Source organism: Bradyrhizobium zhanjiangense (genome assembly GCF_004114935.1).
GTDB classification, from domain to species: Bacteria; Pseudomonadota; Alphaproteobacteria; order Rhizobiales; family Xanthobacteraceae; genus Bradyrhizobium; species Bradyrhizobium zhanjiangense.
Map to the genome: position 1 here is coordinate 5,588,203 of NZ_CP022221.1, position 14,461 is coordinate 5,602,663.

Here is a 14,461-nt window from a genome sequence, read left to right on the forward strand (position 1 = left end):
CAATGCAACATTGGCGGCACTAGGTATCCCGGCATCAAAACGAGGCCGTTATGAGCGCAGACTGGAATACCAAATATGGCACGCGGCGCGTGCGTCACGATCCGCCTACCCTGGACGAGGCGATCTTCGCCGCCGTCGGCATCACCGACGACCAGGAGCAGCAGGCCGAGATCGCGGCAGCGCTGATGGGCATGCCGCTCGATGTCGTGCAGGCCGAGGTCAAGAAGCAGGCCCGCACCAACAGCCGCATCACCGCAACCCGCGTGATTGCCGGCGAACAGGGCGCGCAGCGCTCCGTGGTGGTCGAGCGCCGCGTCGTCCGCCGCTTCGGCAACGACAAGCGCACCGGCACCTGAGCGCTCATTTCACTAACTAGAATACGAAAGCGGACCGGCCTTGCCGGTCCGCTTTTTTGTTTCAGGCGGCACGATTGCCGTACATGCTGGAGATGATCTTCCAGCAGGTCGAGTTGAAGCTGAGCAGGGCCCGGCCGGCCGTGAACGGCGAGGCCGCGAGATCGGCAAGCTCCGCCTCGGGCGTCTTGGCGAGATCGATCGTCCCGGTCGATTCGCCGTGGCGGAAAGCCAGATGCGCGCCGAACTTTCTGGCGAGCGCCCGCATGGCGTGGTTCTCGGCGCCGGTGGTGACGCGAAGGCGCTTATAGCCCTTCCAGCGCGCCTCCGCGATCAGACGGCGGAACAGCACGGTTCCGACGCCCTGACGGCGCGCGGAGGCCTCCACACTGAAGGCGACCTCGGGCAGCGAATCATCCTCCGGCGGATGCAACTCGGCCGCACCGCGGACCACGCCATCGACGATGTAGGCGACGATCACGGTGCCGTCTTCGGCGCAGCGGGCGGCGTAACGCTCGATGAAGCTGTCGTCGAGAAAACCGTTGAAACGGTCGTGCCGGCTTCCGGCATCAAGCCTCAGCAGGTGATCGCGCAGAAGCGGCAATTCTTCCTGCTGGATCAGGGTCCGCACGTAGCCCGGAGCGGTGCGGACGGTCTCTTCAAGTACCACGTCAAAACTCCTCTTGGTGTCCCTCGAGGAGGCGTTCGAATCCCTAGGCCGCCTATATTGTGCATCGCAGCAAGCTTTTCAAGACGGGAGCCTGCCCAAGTAAGCGGCACCAGACGCGATTATTTCGTTAACAAAATCAAGGCCCCCCGTTTCATACGAGGATGAGCTGCGTCTGGGTCACGATGGCCACCAGCTTGCCGTCCTCGGTTTCCAGCCGGGTGGTCCAGACCTGGGTCCGCCGGCCCCGGTGGACTGGGGTGGCGGTGGCGATGACCGTGGTTCCTTCCTTGGCCCCACCGATGAAGTTGGTCTTGCTCTCCAGCGTCGTGGTGCCTTTGGCATCGTCCGGCAGGTTGATCACGGTCGCCGCCGCTCCGACGGAATCGGCCAGCGCCATCAACGCGCCGCCATGGATGGTGTGATGAAGCGTGCAGAGGTCGGGCCGGACCGTCATCCGCGCCACCACGCGATCTTTCTCGGCCTCGACGAACTCGACGCCTTTGAGCTCGGCGAACGGCATCTTCATCACTTTAAGTTTCTCGAGCGGCGTCATCGGATCTGCTCCCAATTCATTGTTGTCTCAGCGTGAATTGCTTCGCGCGGCAAAGCAATGACGTCCGAGGTAATAGGCGGGCTGACATCGGCGCAGACATTGTGCATAGGCTCTTCGCATGCGCCACTTCCCACCCCACCGCATCGTCTGCCTGACCGAGGAGACGGTCGAAACGCTCTATCTGCTCGGCGAGCAAGACCGCATCGTCGGCGTCTCCGGCTACGCCGTGCGCCCGCCCCAGGTGCGACGCGAGAAGCCGCGGGTGTCGGCGTTCGTCTCGGCCGACATCCCGAAGATCCTGGCGCTGGAACCGGAGCTGGTACTGGCCTTTTCCGATCTGCAGGCCGGCATCGTCGCAGATCTCGTCCGCGCCGGTGTCGACGTCCATGTCTTCAACCAGCGCGACATCGCCGGAATCTTAGCGATGATCCGCACCCTCGGTGCGCTGGTCGGTGCGGCCGAGCGCGCGGAAGACCTCGCGCAAGGTTTCGAGCGGCGCCTCGCCGCGATCGCGGCAACGCCCCGCCCCTCGCCGCGACCAAGAATCTATTTCGAGGAGTGGGACGATCCGCTGATCTCGGGCATCGGCTGGGTCTCCGAGCTGATCGAAATCGCCGGTGGCGCGGATGTGTTCCCGGAGCTGCGGTCGCGGCAGGCCGCAAAGGACCGCATCGTCTCGGCGGAAATGGTGCGCGAGGCAGCGCCGGATGTGATCCTCGCGTCGTGGTGCGGCAAGAAGGTCGTCCCTGCCCGTATCCGCGCGCGCGACGGCTGGAGTGCGATTCCGGCGGTGCGCGATGATCGTATCGTCGAGATCAAGTCGACGATCATCTTGCAGCCAGGACCGGCGGCGCTGACGGATGGGCTCGATGCGATCCTGCAGGCGCTGTGGGGCGAGCGAAAATAGCCTGACTGCACACACTCTTGTGTCCCGGACGCGCTGCAACGCCTCAGCGTTGCTGCGCTGAGCCGGGACCCATCTTGCGATGGATTTCGGTGCGGCGTGGGCCCCGGCTCTGCAGCGCACCGCTGAAGAAGCGCTGCTCTGCGTCCGGGGCACGAGACCTTCCTCACGTCACGGCGTTCACGACCTGGTATTCCGGCCGGCGCCACACATCGCCCGCGATTACCTCCTCGATGATCTCGGCGGCGCGGACGATCTCATCCTCCCCGATATAGAGCGGCGTGATCCCGAACCGCATGATATCTGGTGCACGGAAATCACCGATGACGCCGCGGGCAATTAGCGCCTGCATGGCGGCGTAGCCGCCGCCGAAGGCGAAGGAGATTTGCGAGCCTCGATGCTCATGCGCGCGCGGGGTCACCAGCTTAAGGGATGGGCAGCGACGCTCGACTTCGGCGATCAGGAGATCACCGAGCGCCAGCGAACGTGCACGGACCTCGGCGATATCGATCCTGTCCCAGATGTCGAGCGAGGCCTCCAGCGCCGCCATCGCCAGCACCGGCGGTGTTCCGACACGCATGCGCTCGACGCCGCCCGCGGCTGCATAGGCAAGCTCGAACGCAAACGGCTTGGCATGGCCCATCCATCCCGACAGAGCGGCGCGAGCATTGTTTGCGTGGCGCGGCGCGACGTAGAGAAAGGCCGGCGCGCCAGGGCCGGCGTTGAGATATTTGTAGGTACAGCCCGCAGCAAAATCTGCTCCGCAACCGGAGAGATCGACCGGCAGCGCACCGGCGGAATGGGCAAGATCCCAGACGGTTACGATGCCGAGCGCATGCGCTTTCGCGGTCAGCTTCGCCATGTCGTGGCGACGGCCGGTACGGTAGTCGACCTCGGTGATGTAGAGCACCGCGATCTCCTCCGACAGCGCGGGCTCGATCTCCTCCGGCGCCACCAGACGCAATCGATGGCCGCGCCCGAGCGTTTCGATCAGGCCTTCGGCCATGTAGAGGTCGGTCGGGAAATTGCCGGTGTCCGACAGGATCACCTTGCGCGAGGCATTCATATCGATCGCGGCCGCGAGTGCCTGGTAAACCTTGAGCGATAACGTGTCTCCGACCATCACCGAGCCGGCTTCCGCGCCGATCAGTCGCGCAATGCGATCGCCGACATGACGCGGTTGGGCATACCAACCTGCGGTGTTCCAGGCACGGATCAGCTCGTTGCCCCACTCGGCCGTGATGACGCGATTGACGCGCTCGGCAACGCCAAGCGGCAGCGCGCCGAGCGAATTGCCGTCGAGATAAATCACGCCCTCGGGCAGATGGAACAAAGCCTTGGTGTCGTCATAGACGCGAAGCTTGGTCATCGACATCTCTACAGAATCGTACGCACGCGCCAGAGCTCGGGGAACAGCTCGATCTCCAGCATCCGTTTGAGATAGCTGACGCCGCCGGTACCACCGGTGCCGCGCTTGAAGCCGATGACGCGCTCGACCGTCGTCACATGGTTGAAGCGCCAGCGGCGGAAATAGTCTTCGAAATCGACCAGCTTCTCGGCGAGCTCGTAGAGCATCCAGTGCGTCTCCGGCGCCTCGTAGACGATACGCCAGGCCTGGAGCACGCCTTCGTTGAAGCTGTGGGTTTCGCGGACGTCGCGGGCCAGCACAGGCGCAGGCATCTTGAGCCCGTTGCGGTCGGCGAGCCGCAGCACCTCGTCATAGAGGCTTGGCGTCGCGAGCTCGGCTTCGAGCAGCTTCGTCGTCTCCGCATCGTGCGCGTGCGGCTTGAGCATGGCGTGGTTGCGGTTGCCGAGCAGGAATTCGATCAGCCTGTATTGACGCGACTGGAAGCCCGAGGACTGCCCGAGTTGCGAGCGGAAGCGCGTATACTCGCTCGGCGTCATCGTCCGCAGCACGTCCCAGGCGCCGTTGAGCTGCTCGAAGATGCGCGACACCCGCGCCAGCATCTTCATGGCCGGCTGCACCTCGTCCCTGGCGATCGCGCGGCGCGCGGCGCTGAGCTCGTGGATAGCAAGGCGCATCCACAGCTCCGTGGTCTGATGCTGGATGATGAACAGCATCTCGTCATGCGCTTCCGAGAGCGGATGCTGCGCCCCGAGGATCGCATCCAGCGCCAGGTAGTTGCCATAGGACATGCGCCGGGCGAAATCCGTCTCGGCGCCTTCGCTTGCAGGATCGTAATCGCTGGACGTCATTGACAGGCCCTCTCGATCGATCGTCCCTCGCCTCGTCAGTCGAGGCCGATCAGGCGCGCGGTGATCTGCGACGACGGATCCTTCAGCCCGTCGATCACGGTAAAATGGTTGAGGCCGGGATCGATCACGAGGTGCGTCGGCACGTCGAAACCGGTCCAGACATTGGCCATCAGGTCGGATTGGCGAATGAATTCAGGGCGCTCGTTGCCGCCGACCCAAGCCGTCACCGGCGAATGCCCCCGTGGCAGATGCAGCGCCGCGCTCTCGAGCGCCGCCTCCTCCATGGTCATGTGCAGCGTCTCGTTCATCTTTGTCTTCAAGAGCGGCCGCAGATCGTGCAGGCCGCTGATCGAGAGGGTACCGGCGACGCGATCGTAGACGGCGGGCTCGAGCCGGCTGTCGTCGCACAGCATGCGCGTGACGAGGTGGCCGCCGGCGGAATGACCGGCGAGCCGGATCGGCCCCGCCACCAGCGAGGCCGCCTTGGCGATCGCGGCGGTGATTTCCGCGGTGATGTCGGAGATGCGCGCAGCCGGCGTCAGCGTGTAACTCGGCAGCGCCACGGTCCAGCCATGATGCCGTGCGCCCTCGGCCAAATCGCTCCAGGCCGACTTGTCGAAGCGCATCCAGTAGCCGCCATGGACGAACACGACGAGGCCCTTGCTGTCGCCGTCGGGCAGGATCAGGTCGAGGCGCTGCCGCTCACCGGCGCCATAGGCGACGTCGGGACGAAAATCCTTCAACCCCGCACGGTAAGCCGCCGCCCGCTCGGCCCACAGCACCGGCATTTTGTCCGAGCCCGGGATATGGGCCGAATTGGCATAAGCATCATCCCAATCGCGCATCGTGATTTCCTCGGCGGACTCAGGCCCTGCGAGCCGGACGCCAGTCTGCCACCGGCAAGGCCGCCATCCTAGCTTTATTTTAAGCTTAAAGGATGTGTCTGCGCGTATTTCGGACAACAGATCCTGCCCCAACCGGAGCGCGTAGGGTGGGCAAAGCGATGCGTGCCCACCATTCGTTCGGAATTGAGGATGGATGGTGGCACGGCGCAAGGGCGCCTTTGCCCACCCTTGTAATAGCGCAATCAGATATTGTCGGCGTGTTCCGTGAGGAATGGCCTGCCGCGGCTGCAACCCGCGGCAGGCCGCTGGCGATCGGATCGCGCCCACCCTGAGCAGTTTGTGGCTGCCCCGTAGCAGGATCGCGCCAGCACCTTCATCGGACCCGGATGGTTGCCGGAACAATCAGGTTCGCTTCACAAGGCAGGGTCGACGAAGATGGCACAGACTAGCACGACGACAGCGGGAATCGATACGTCCAAGGCGAAGCTCGACATTGTAGTTCATGGTCGAGACGAGGGTTGGGAGGTCGCCAACGACCTTCCCGGTTGGCGGAAGCTGGTGCAACTGCTGACCAAAGCTGGCGTCAAGCGAGTCGGGATCGAAGCGACCGGCGGTTACGAGCGTGGGGTAGTGGAGCATTTGCGTGCGGCCGGCGTCATCGTGCTGGTGCTGCAGCCGATCCAGGTCAAGGCGTTCGGCCGCTCCCGATTGCGTCGCGCCAAGAACGATACGCTGGATGCCGCGCTGATTGCTGCCTGCGCGGCATCGCTCGAAGAGGTGAGGAGTGCGCCGGATCCGCGCTTGGCGGAGCTCGCCGAGCAGCTCACCTTCCTCGAGCAGATCGAGGACGACATCAAGCGCTTCAAGACCCGGCTCGAGCATCTCGAGAAGCCTCGGCTACGCCGCATCGTGCTGGATGACATTGCCCGGTTGAAGGCAAGGCGGCTCTCCCAAATCCGTCACCTCGCCAAGCAACTACGCGCTCACCACGATCTCGCTGTCCGCCTTGACCTCGTGATGAGCATTCCCGGGATCGGTGAGCGCACGGCACTGGCCCTCCTGGTCCGCATGCCTGAACTCGGCCGTGTCAGCCGGGAGGAAGTCGCAGCCCTTGCCGGGCTGGCTCCCTTCGACAACGATAGCGGGCAGTACAAGGGCCAACGCCGTATCGCCGGCGGCCGCGCTCGCCTGCGTCGCTCTCTGTTTGCGGCAGCCCTGCCTGCGGCCTTCCGCTGGAATAAGGCCGTCATGGCCCTCTATGCCCGCCTGACTGCGGCCGGAAAGGCTCACAATGCCGCTCTCATCGCATGCGCGCGCAAGCTGCTCATCTATGCCAACACCGTCGTGCAACGCGGAACGCCGTGGACTGAAAAACTCCTCGGCGTTTAATGGTTGCTACGGGCCCTCCTCCCGTCATTGCGAGCGCAGCGAAGCAATCCAGAGTCTTTACGCGGAGGGATTCTGGATTGCTTCGTCGCTTCGCTCCTCGCAATGACAGCGGAGAGAGCAAAGCCCGGTTGCTTACGCCTTCTCCACTCCGCACCACTCCGCGATGAACAGCGCCATCGCCTTGGTCGTCTTCTTCAGCGACTCCAGGTCGACGAACTCATTGAAGCCGTGCATCTCGCCGCCGCTCGCGCCGAAGCACAGGCTCGGGATGCCGTGATTGAGGCCGTAGAAGCGGGTATCGGTGAGCGCGGTGAACACGAGGTCCTCGACTGCGCCACCGTAGACCTTATTGAAGGCCTTGCCGAACGCGGCCTCGGGCGCGGCGGCGTCGGTCAGTTCATACCCCTCCGACAGGAAGCCCGACCATTCGACCTCCGGTGGATTGTTGGCGAGGAAGCGGTGGTTGCGCGCAGCGGCCGCGACGCAAGCCACAATCTCCTTCTGGTGATCGGCGATCGACCAGCCCGGCAACACGGCAATCCGGCAGTCGACGTCGCACCAGGCCGGCACGCTGGAAGCCCAGTCGCCGCCCATGATGATGCCAGGGTTGAAATTGATGGGATGGTTGAGCGTCTTGAAATGGCGATCGGCTTTCGCGCGCTCGTTCCACTCGTTCTCGAGCTTTTGCAGGGCCTGGATCAAATGATAGGCCGCCATGATCGCATTCGCCCCGGAGCCAGCAAAGGCGACATGGGTCGGGTGGCCTTTTACGCGCAGCCGAAACCAGATCACGCCGACCTGCGAACGCACCATCTTGCCGCCGGTCGGCTCCGGGATGAAGCAGGCATCGGCGCGGTAGCCGCGCTGAAGCGTCGACAGCGCGCCGACGCCGGTGCTCTCTTCCTCGATCACCGATTGGAAGTGGATCCGCGCCGTCGGCTTGAAACCCGCGGCGCTGATCGCATCCAGCGCATAGAGCGCACCGATCGTGCCCGACTTCATGTCGCAGGCGCCACGGCCGAACATCTTGCCGTCCTTGATGACGGGTGAGAAGGGCGGCGTGTCCCACAAATCCAGCGGCCCTGCGGGCACCACATCACAGTGGCCCTGGAGGATCAGCGATTTTCCAACGTTGGTTTGCGGACGGTAGGTGCCCACCACTGAACGCGCTTTCGAAAAATCATGCTCGATCGGGCCGAAGCCGCGCAGATCCTTGAGGTCGTCGACATTGATGTGCCAGTCGTCGACCTCATAGCCGCGTTCGCGCAGGAGGTCGCCGATCATGTCCTGGCATGGTCCCTCCGCTCCGCGGGTCGAGGGGATCGCGACGAAATCACGTGTGGTCGCAAGCTGGGCTTCGAAGCTGGCGTCGACGGCGTCAACAATCCTCTGTTGCGTTTCGGCATTCATCAGGCAACTCCAATCGGGCATTCAGATCATCGATGGAGCGCAAGCTAGCCGATTTCAGCCGTTCGGGTACTCTACAAAATAAGCATCCCGCAATGCATCGTCGAGCAGCCGGCCTTCGAAGTAGCCATTCAAACCCGCGGGCCGGCTGACGCCGTCGAGCAGGCGCGGACACGGCTCGGGCGCGCCGAGCACCGTGCGGACTGGGATGCGCTCGGCATAGATCGGCAGTTCGTAATCCTCATCGTCATCGGCCACGCCCTTGGCCCGGATCTTGGCCGAGGCCTCCTCGATCTCCATCGCGATGAAGGAGGTCGCCTTGGTCTCCTGCGCGGTGCTCTGACGCAGGCTCGCGGTGCGGCCCGGGAAGAAGCGGTCGACCATCGCGATCACCGCGCGCTCCTTCTCCTCGGCGTCGGTGACGAGATAGGCGGTGCCGAACGCCATCACCGCGCGGTAATCGGCGGAGTGGTTGAAGCCGCAGCGCGCCAGCACGAGACTGTCGAGATGGGCGACCGTCAGGCAGACGCGCTCGCCCCTGGTCTGGTTGCGCAGCATGCGGCTGGCGCTGCTCCCATGCCAGTACAGCTTCGTGCCTTCGCGCCAGAAGAAGGTTGGCGTGCAATAGGGCTGGCCGTCGATCACGTAGGACACGTGGCAAAGCATCGAGGAATCCAGGATGCGGTGAACGGTCGCGTGGTCGTAGAAGCCGCGATCGTGACGGCGCTTCACCTGGTTGCGCGCTGACGTCGGATAGGAATTTGAATTTTCAACCTGGCTCACGGCCGCACCTCGGGGATTGGAGCAATCCAGAATAGTTGTAGCTGCCGATTTGGTCTGCGATAGTGCCAATTCCATGCGAAAAATTCCGACCAATTCTCCCTCGCCGGCCAAGGCCGAGCTGCCGCTCGACCTCACCGGTCCGCACATCACGGTGAGCGCTTCTGCCGCGCACCGGCTCTACCAGGCACTGTGCGAGATGATCGTCTCCGGCCTCGTCAGGCCCGGCGAGCCGTTGCCGCCCTCACGGGCGCTGGCGCAGCAGACCGGCTTTGGCCGCAACGCCGTCGTCACTGCCTATGAACGGCTGATCGCCGACGGCTTTGCCGAGGCAACCGTCGGCTCCGGCACCTTCGTCGCAGCGCGCATCCCAGCGCGAGCGGCTGAGGCGAACAAACCCAAGGCGGTTGTCGAGGCGCCGCGGCAAGGCGCATTCGCGCTCGGCTGCACCCATATCGACGAGCGCGCCGTGCAGCGCTTCCGCGCCTTCGTCGGGCGTCGCATGCGCGCATTCGGACCCGAGCATCTGCATTATGGCGATCCCCGCGGCAGCCGCGAGCTGCGTGCGGCAATCGCTGATCACCTGTTGTCGGCGCGAGGCCTGCGCTGCGACCCCGACCAGATCATGCTCACATCAGGCACGCTGCATGCGCTGCGCATCGTGCTGAGCGCGATCCTGAAGGCGGGCGACCAGGTCTGGTGCGAGGACCCCGGCTATCCGATCGCGCGCCAGACGATCGGACAATGCGGATATCGCACCGTGCCCATTCCGGTCGACGCGCACGGCCTGCACGTGGCTAGGGGTCGTGCGGCGGCACCGTCTGCGCGCGCGGCCTATGTCACCCCGTCGCACCAGTTTCCGCTAGGCGTCCAGATGTCGATGCCGCGGCGGCTCGAATTGCTGGACTGGGCGAAGCAGGCCGGCGCCTTCGTGCTCGAGGACGATTACGACAGCGAGTTCCGCTACGACGGCGCGCCGCTGATGTCGCTCGCCGGCATCGATCACCTCCAGCGCGTGATCTACCTCGGCACCTTCGCCAAGACCTGGTTTCCGGGCCTGCGCATCGGGTATTGCGCCCTGCCCGAGCGCCTGATCGCGGACGTGACGGCTGCACGGGCTGCGCTCGATCGCTTTCCCGGCACGCTGATGGAAGGCGCGGTGGCCGACATGCTCAATTCCGGCGCCTTCGCCGCGAACCTGAAGCGGGTGCGCAAGCTCTATCGCGAGGCGCGTGATGCGCTGGCCGCGACGCTGGAAGCCAAATCAGACGGCGCGCTCTCCGTGCCGGTGCCGTCGCAAGGACTGCATCTTGTCGCCCGGTTCGATCCCTCGGTCGATCCGTCGCGGGCGGCCGAGGCCAAGCGGGCGGCTGGCGCGGAAGGCTGGCTCCTGGCCGACACCTATTCTCGCGCGCGTCCCCTGCCCGGTTTCGTGCTGGGATTTTCGGGGCATACGGTTCCGCAACTGGTGGCCTCGGCCGAACGGCTGGCACGGGAATCGCGCTCAGTCCTGCGCGCGAGGAGTTCAGCCCGACGGGCGTAACGAAGCTTCACTATCAGAATCGCCTGACGCTCCCTAGATTGCGGCATCGATGCCGGGACCTCACACTATGCTGCTGCGCCGCGCGACCTGCCTTTCGCTCCTGATTTCCCTCGCGCTTGCCTCGACGGCGCGTGCAGCAACAGTCGGTCGCGAACAGGACATCGTGGACCTCAAGCTAGGCCAACGTGTGCAAGTGGATGACGGAACCTGCCCTGCCGGACAGGTCAAGGAAGTGCGCGGCGCCAAGATGACCGACAAGGGCGTGGCGCGCACGAGCGCCTGCGTGCCGCGATACGGTCCGAAATCGAAGTAGCGGGCTAAGAGCCCTGCTTCGCAGGGTCGAACATGCACTGCAAGGTCGGCTTGGCGATCTTGGTGAAGGTCGAGCCGATCTCGCCCTGCTTGGACGTCGGCACCCAGTCGGTCTCGATCGTCGGCACGCCGGTCTCGCTGATGCCGCGCAGCAGCGCCTCGCGCAAATCGCGGTCCTCGACGACGGCTGCGGCATGGTCGTGCAGGCAGCCGCAGACCTCTTCTGGATGCTCCCAGCGCCCGAGCATGCGCGGCGCACACTGACGCACGAATTCGCTACGGGGATCGGGCAACCTGGAGGGAGCGCGCACCTGCGCCTGAGCGGCACTGAGCGTCAAAACGAATATGAACGCTGCGGCGCAGAAACGAACAATCATGATGGGCTTTGCCGGCTGCTTTTCTTGTTGGCGATCAGAAGCGCGTGGCGACCATGATCGGCTGAGGTGCCGTGATCGTCAGCGGTGAACCGCTGTACTGGAAGGTGCCAACACCGGGCAGACTGCCGTCCGGCGAGCCCGCGAACGAGGAGCCGGCGAGCAACGAAGCCGAAGGCAAGGATGAAGCTGAGCGCGCGCATGATCTTGTGTCCCGATTTCGTGGCCGGCGGTGTGCCGTCGTCGTTGTGAAGCTGATAACCATGGGCGGTTTCGCACGTGATGCGCCAAAAGCGGAAAATGGTTTCATCTTTCGTGAGAATTGTTTCGTCCTGCCCGAGACGACGAAACATTCGCCGGAAAATCCCAATCATTTCAGGTGAGCCGCGCCACGGCCCAAAGTGGCCTGACAGGTTCCCGCTCGAGCTTGGACCGGCCGCGGACGCGATCGCCGTCATGCTCTCGCCTTACGCGCTTCACACGCATTTTACGTTTTTCTGCTGAAGAGAAGCCGAAATCGAGACGCTGGGATCACCGGGCGCGTTCACGTGAGGGATGGCCATCATGATGGCGAGGGATCGCGCAGCGACGCGCGAGGCGGAGCAACGGACGGGCCGCGGAGATCAACGATCCGTCCGCGAGAGCGCCACATCACTTGGCAATACGTCACCTGGTGAAATGGCGCTGCAAGCGAACCGCGGCCTTGAAGCCACGCCGCAGACATTCGTGCGGCTGACCGGTTCGCATCTTGCAAAGCCGCGCTGTCGTCAGTGAGTGAAGAACTCGCCGCACTTCTGGACATTTGAGTCCGCCGGTCCCCATGGCATGATCGGTACCGTCGAGGTCGAGTTCTTCGGTGAGCCCTCGATCAGCTTGTCCGAATAGACCATGTAGACCAGCACGTTGCGCTTGGCGTCACAGCCGCGCACGATCTGCATCTTCTTGAAGAACAGTGAGCGACGCTGGCGGAACATGTCGTCGCCCTGCTCCATCTTGTTCTTGAACTTGATCGGGCCGACCTGGCGACAGGCCAGCGAGATGTCCGAAACCTCCTCGGCAAGGCCGAGCCAGCCCTTGAAGCCGCCCTTCTCCGGCACGGTGAAGTGACAGGCGACGCCCTCCACCTCGGGATCATCGAGACCGTAAGTCGCGAGCTTGTCGTTCGGGCTCATCCATTTGAATACGGTCGAGCGGCGGAAGATGAGATCCGGCTCGTCGGCGGCGGAGGCGGAAGCCACCGGCACGGCCAGAGCCAAGAGGAATAAAGCGAGGCCTTTCAAGCGGATGCCGAAAAGACCGGGGAAACGAGATGACATGAAGTTCTCCGGTAACAAGTCCCCGCAATGTAGGCATCAGGCGGCCGATCAGGAAGACGAGCGACCAGTCGCCACGGCCGCCGTTTACCGCTCTGTGAGGCTTTTTTGCTACGCGTTGAACAAAAGTAGCTGACGGCAGAACCGCCTTGGTGGTGAACGCGTATCCTCTTTGCGAGACTAACGTCTGATTTGGATTATGGATTCGAGGATGAACAGCGTGAATGAGTCCGGTTTTGCTGCCAAGCCAACGCGTTTTTGGCAGGTCGCCATTTTGACGGCTGCGGGTGCGATCGGGACGGCAAGCCAGGCTGACGCAGCGTTTTATTATTGGACGGATTATTCCGACGGCTCCTATTACGCCCGGCAGGATCGGTATCCCGAAATACCGCGCCAGAAGCCGCAGAAGCGCGGCGCGGCGGGCAAGAAGGAGATCGTCGCCGAGAAGGAAGCCGGCACCAAGCCGCAAGGCCCGCTCGTCATCGTCGTGTCGATCGACCGGCAGAAGGTGACGGTCTACGACAGCAAGGGCGTGTTCGCGGAATCCCCGGTGTCGACAGGCATGAAGGGCCATTCGACGCCGATGGGTGTGTTCAGCGTCATCCAGAAGCACAAATTCCACCATTCCAACATCTATAGCGGCGCCCCGATGCCGTACATGCAGCGGATCACCTGGTCCGGCGTTGCCATGCATGCCGGCGTGCTGCCGGGCTATCCGGCCTCGCATGGCTGCATCCGGATGCCGATGGCGTTCGCGGTGAAGATGTGGAACTGGACCAGGATGGGCGCGCGCGTCATCGTCGCGCCCGGCCAGATGTCGCCGCAAAGCTTCTCGCATCCCCTGCTTGCTGCGGTGCGCATGCCGCCGCAGCCCGCGGCCAGCCTCGCGCCGCAGATCAATGTCGGCGACAAAGCCGATAAGGGCGCGGCACAAACCAACGTCACTGAAGCCAAGCCGCCGGTCGAGACGAAGACCGCCAGTGCAGACAGCCTGTTCGAGCTGCGCGCCTCGGTCGGCCACACCGTGATGTCGGATGTGACCACCGGTAATGCGCCCGCCCGCGAGGAAGCGGCTGCGCCGACCGACAAGATCGAGACCAAGACCGCCGAGCCCGAAGAAACTGCCAAGCGCGCGAACACAGACGCGAAGCCCATTGAAGCCGCGGAAGCGCTCAAGGCCTCGACGGCGACCGACAACAAGCTCGACGCCGCCAAGACTGAAGCTGCCGAAACCGCGAAGAAGCCTGACGCCACGGCGTCGGCACTCGCCGCCTCGCCCGACGCGAAGAAAGACGACACCAGCGTTGCCGATCCCGCGCCGGCGGCGAAGCCGGACGCGCCGAAGCGGGCCGGCCAGATCGCCGTCTTCATCAGCCGCAAAGATTCCAAGCTTTACATGCGGCAGAACTTTGCGCCGCTGTTCGAGGTGCCCGTCACGATCGCCGCGAGCGACCGGCCGCTCGGTACGCATGTCTTCACAGCCGAAGTCGACAAGACCGACTCCAATGCGCTGCATTGGTCGGTGGTGTCGCTGCCGGTCTCCGTCCGCGCAGCTGCGCGCGAGGACGACAGTCGCGTAACACGTCGCCAGGGCGGCGCTGCCGTGATCCCCGTTGCTGCAAAGCCGGTGGTCACGCCGAACAGCCCGGCTGAGGCCCTCGACCGCATCGCGATCCCTGCCGACACCATGGCGAAGATCAACGAGATGCTGACATCGGGTGGCTCGATCATCGTCTCCGACCAGGGCATCAACCAGGGCGAGACCGGCGAAGGCACCGATTTCATCGTCCGCTTGTACTAG

The 14,461-nt window shown here is 64.1% G+C and carries 16 protein-coding genes; 6 read left to right on the forward strand and 10 right to left on the reverse strand.

Going from position 1 to position 14,461, the window contains the following annotated elements; genetic code table 11:
- Positions 1 to 50 precede the first annotated feature (50 nt).
- Positions 51 to 356: a hypothetical protein gene (locus tag XH85_RS26820; RefSeq protein WP_015686575.1), complete on the forward strand. Its 306-nt coding sequence runs from the start codon at positions 51 to 53 to the stop codon at positions 354 to 356.
- Between the two features lie 61 nt (positions 357 to 417).
- On the opposite strand, the gene XH85_RS26825 is transcribed toward XH85_RS26820, so the two are convergent.
- Complete coding sequence (locus tag XH85_RS26825) at positions 418 to 1,023, reverse strand: GNAT family N-acetyltransferase (RefSeq protein ID WP_128934209.1); 606 nt, start codon at positions 1,021 to 1,023, stop codon at positions 418 to 420.
- 151 nt (positions 1,024 to 1,174) lie between these two features.
- Positions 1,175 to 1,576: a PaaI family thioesterase gene (locus XH85_RS26830; RefSeq protein ID WP_128934210.1), complete on the reverse strand. Its 402-nt coding sequence runs from the start codon at positions 1,574 to 1,576 to the stop codon at positions 1,175 to 1,177.
- 118 nt (positions 1,577 to 1,694) lie between these two features.
- Here XH85_RS26830 and XH85_RS26835 point away from each other — a divergent pair, with 118 nt between their 5' ends.
- On the forward strand, positions 1,695 to 2,483 hold the full coding sequence (locus XH85_RS26835) for a cobalamin-binding protein (RefSeq protein WP_128934211.1): 789 nt from the start codon (positions 1,695 to 1,697) through the stop codon (positions 2,481 to 2,483).
- Positions 2,484 to 2,646: 163 nt separating this feature from the next.
- Here XH85_RS26835 and kynU read toward each other — a convergent pair whose 3' ends face one another.
- The 3 genes from kynU to XH85_RS26850 are packed head-to-tail and all read right to left on the reverse strand — an operon-like array spanning position 2,647 to position 5,542.
- Complete coding sequence (gene kynU, locus XH85_RS26840) at positions 2,647 to 3,849, reverse strand: kynureninase (RefSeq protein ID WP_128934212.1); 1,203 nt, start codon at positions 3,847 to 3,849, stop codon at positions 2,647 to 2,649.
- 8 nt (positions 3,850 to 3,857) lie between these two features.
- On the reverse strand, positions 3,858 to 4,697 hold the full coding sequence (gene kynA / locus XH85_RS26845; RefSeq protein ID WP_128934213.1) for a tryptophan 2,3-dioxygenase: 840 nt from the start codon (positions 4,695 to 4,697) through the stop codon (positions 3,858 to 3,860).
- 35 nt (positions 4,698 to 4,732) lie between these two features.
- Complete coding sequence (locus XH85_RS26850; RefSeq protein WP_128934214.1) at positions 4,733 to 5,542, reverse strand: alpha/beta hydrolase; 810 nt, start codon at positions 5,540 to 5,542, stop codon at positions 4,733 to 4,735.
- Between the two features lie 435 nt (positions 5,543 to 5,977).
- Between XH85_RS26850 and XH85_RS26855 the strand changes: the two genes are divergently transcribed.
- Entirely contained in the window at positions 5,978 to 6,931 is a 954-nt protein-coding gene (locus XH85_RS26855) for an IS110 family RNA-guided transposase (RefSeq protein WP_128930305.1), read from the forward strand.
- 132 nt (positions 6,932 to 7,063) lie between these two features.
- Here the strand turns inward: XH85_RS26855 and XH85_RS26860 are convergent, their stop codons facing one another.
- Positions 7,064 to 8,341, reverse strand: a complete 1,278-nt coding sequence (locus tag XH85_RS26860; protein WP_128934215.1) for an ArgE/DapE family deacylase — start codon at positions 8,339 to 8,341, stop codon at positions 7,064 to 7,066.
- Between the two features lie 54 nt (positions 8,342 to 8,395).
- On the reverse strand, positions 8,396 to 9,121 hold the full coding sequence (locus XH85_RS26865) for a pyridoxamine 5'-phosphate oxidase family protein (RefSeq protein ID WP_128934216.1): 726 nt from the start codon (positions 9,119 to 9,121) through the stop codon (positions 8,396 to 8,398).
- Between the two features lie 73 nt (positions 9,122 to 9,194).
- Here XH85_RS26865 and pdxR point away from each other — a divergent pair, with 73 nt between their 5' ends.
- Positions 9,195 to 10,661 (forward strand): MocR-like pyridoxine biosynthesis transcription factor PdxR, encoded by a 1,467-nt coding sequence (gene pdxR, locus XH85_RS26870; protein ID WP_128934217.1) that lies wholly within the window; start codon positions 9,195 to 9,197, stop codon positions 10,659 to 10,661.
- Between the two features lie 67 nt (positions 10,662 to 10,728).
- On the forward strand, positions 10,729 to 10,974 hold the full coding sequence (locus XH85_RS26875; protein WP_128934218.1) for a DUF6719 family protein: 246 nt from the start codon (positions 10,729 to 10,731) through the stop codon (positions 10,972 to 10,974).
- A 4-nt stretch (positions 10,975 to 10,978) separates the two neighbouring features.
- Here the strand turns inward: XH85_RS26875 and XH85_RS26880 are convergent, their stop codons facing one another.
- The 3 genes from XH85_RS26880 to XH85_RS26890 all read right to left on the reverse strand — a co-directional run bounded on the left by XH85_RS26880 (position 10,979) and on the right by XH85_RS26890 (position 12,663).
- Complete coding sequence (locus tag XH85_RS26880) at positions 10,979 to 11,350, reverse strand: hypothetical protein (RefSeq protein ID WP_128934219.1); 372 nt, start codon at positions 11,348 to 11,350, stop codon at positions 10,979 to 10,981.
- Entirely contained in the window at positions 11,347 to 11,805 is a 459-nt protein-coding gene (locus tag XH85_RS45395) for a hypothetical protein (protein WP_164940435.1), read from the reverse strand. The genes XH85_RS26880 and XH85_RS45395 overlap by 4 nt, the downstream gene beginning before the upstream one ends.
- A 309-nt stretch (positions 11,806 to 12,114) precedes the next feature.
- Positions 12,115 to 12,663: a CreA family protein gene (locus XH85_RS26890; protein ID WP_128934221.1), complete on the reverse strand. Its 549-nt coding sequence runs from the start codon at positions 12,661 to 12,663 to the stop codon at positions 12,115 to 12,117.
- Positions 12,664 to 12,871: 208 nt separating this feature from the next.
- Between XH85_RS26890 and XH85_RS26895 the strand changes: the two genes are divergently transcribed.
- Positions 12,872 to 14,461 carry a L,D-transpeptidase gene (locus tag XH85_RS26895; RefSeq protein ID WP_164940436.1) on the forward strand — a complete coding sequence of 530 codons (1,590 nt, stop codon included), beginning with the start codon at positions 12,872 to 12,874 and terminating at the stop codon, positions 14,459 to 14,461.

Bases quoted from the DNA above. Each gene is read 5' to 3' on its own strand.
- pdxR (WP_128934217.1), top strand. From the start codon at position 9,195: ATGCGAAAAATTCCGACCAATTCTCCCTCGCCGGCCAAGGCCGAGCTG.
- XH85_RS26880 (WP_128934219.1), bottom strand. From the start codon at position 11,350: ATGATTGTTCGTTTCTGCGCCGCAGCGTTCATATTCGTTTTGACGCTC.
- XH85_RS26850 (WP_128934214.1), bottom strand. From the start codon at position 5,542: ATGCGCGATTGGGATGATGCTTATGCCAATTCGGCCCATATCCCGGGC.
- kynU (WP_128934212.1), bottom strand. From the start codon at position 3,849: ATGACCAAGCTTCGCGTCTATGACGACACCAAGGCTTTGTTCCATCTG.
- XH85_RS26835 (WP_128934211.1), top strand. From the start codon at position 1,695: ATGCGCCACTTCCCACCCCACCGCATCGTCTGCCTGACCGAGGAGACG.
- XH85_RS26855 (WP_128930305.1), top strand. From the start codon at position 5,978: ATGGCACAGACTAGCACGACGACAGCGGGAATCGATACGTCCAAGGCG.
- kynA (WP_128934213.1), bottom strand. From the start codon at position 4,697: ATGACGTCCAGCGATTACGATCCTGCAAGCGAAGGCGCCGAGACGGAT.
- XH85_RS26890 (WP_128934221.1), bottom strand. From the start codon at position 12,663: ATGTCATCTCGTTTCCCCGGTCTTTTCGGCATCCGCTTGAAAGGCCTC.
- XH85_RS26820 (WP_015686575.1), top strand. From the start codon at position 51: ATGAGCGCAGACTGGAATACCAAATATGGCACGCGGCGCGTGCGTCAC.
- XH85_RS26895 (WP_164940436.1), top strand. From the start codon at position 12,872: ATGAACAGCGTGAATGAGTCCGGTTTTGCTGCCAAGCCAACGCGTTTT.
- XH85_RS26860 (WP_128934215.1), bottom strand. From the start codon at position 8,341: ATGAATGCCGAAACGCAACAGAGGATTGTTGACGCCGTCGACGCCAGC.
- XH85_RS26830 (WP_128934210.1), bottom strand. From the start codon at position 1,576: ATGACGCCGCTCGAGAAACTTAAAGTGATGAAGATGCCGTTCGCCGAG.
- XH85_RS45395 (WP_164940435.1), bottom strand. From the start codon at position 11,805: ATGACGGCGATCGCGTCCGCGGCCGGTCCAAGCTCGAGCGGGAACCTG.
- XH85_RS26875 (WP_128934218.1), top strand. From the start codon at position 10,729: ATGCTGCTGCGCCGCGCGACCTGCCTTTCGCTCCTGATTTCCCTCGCG.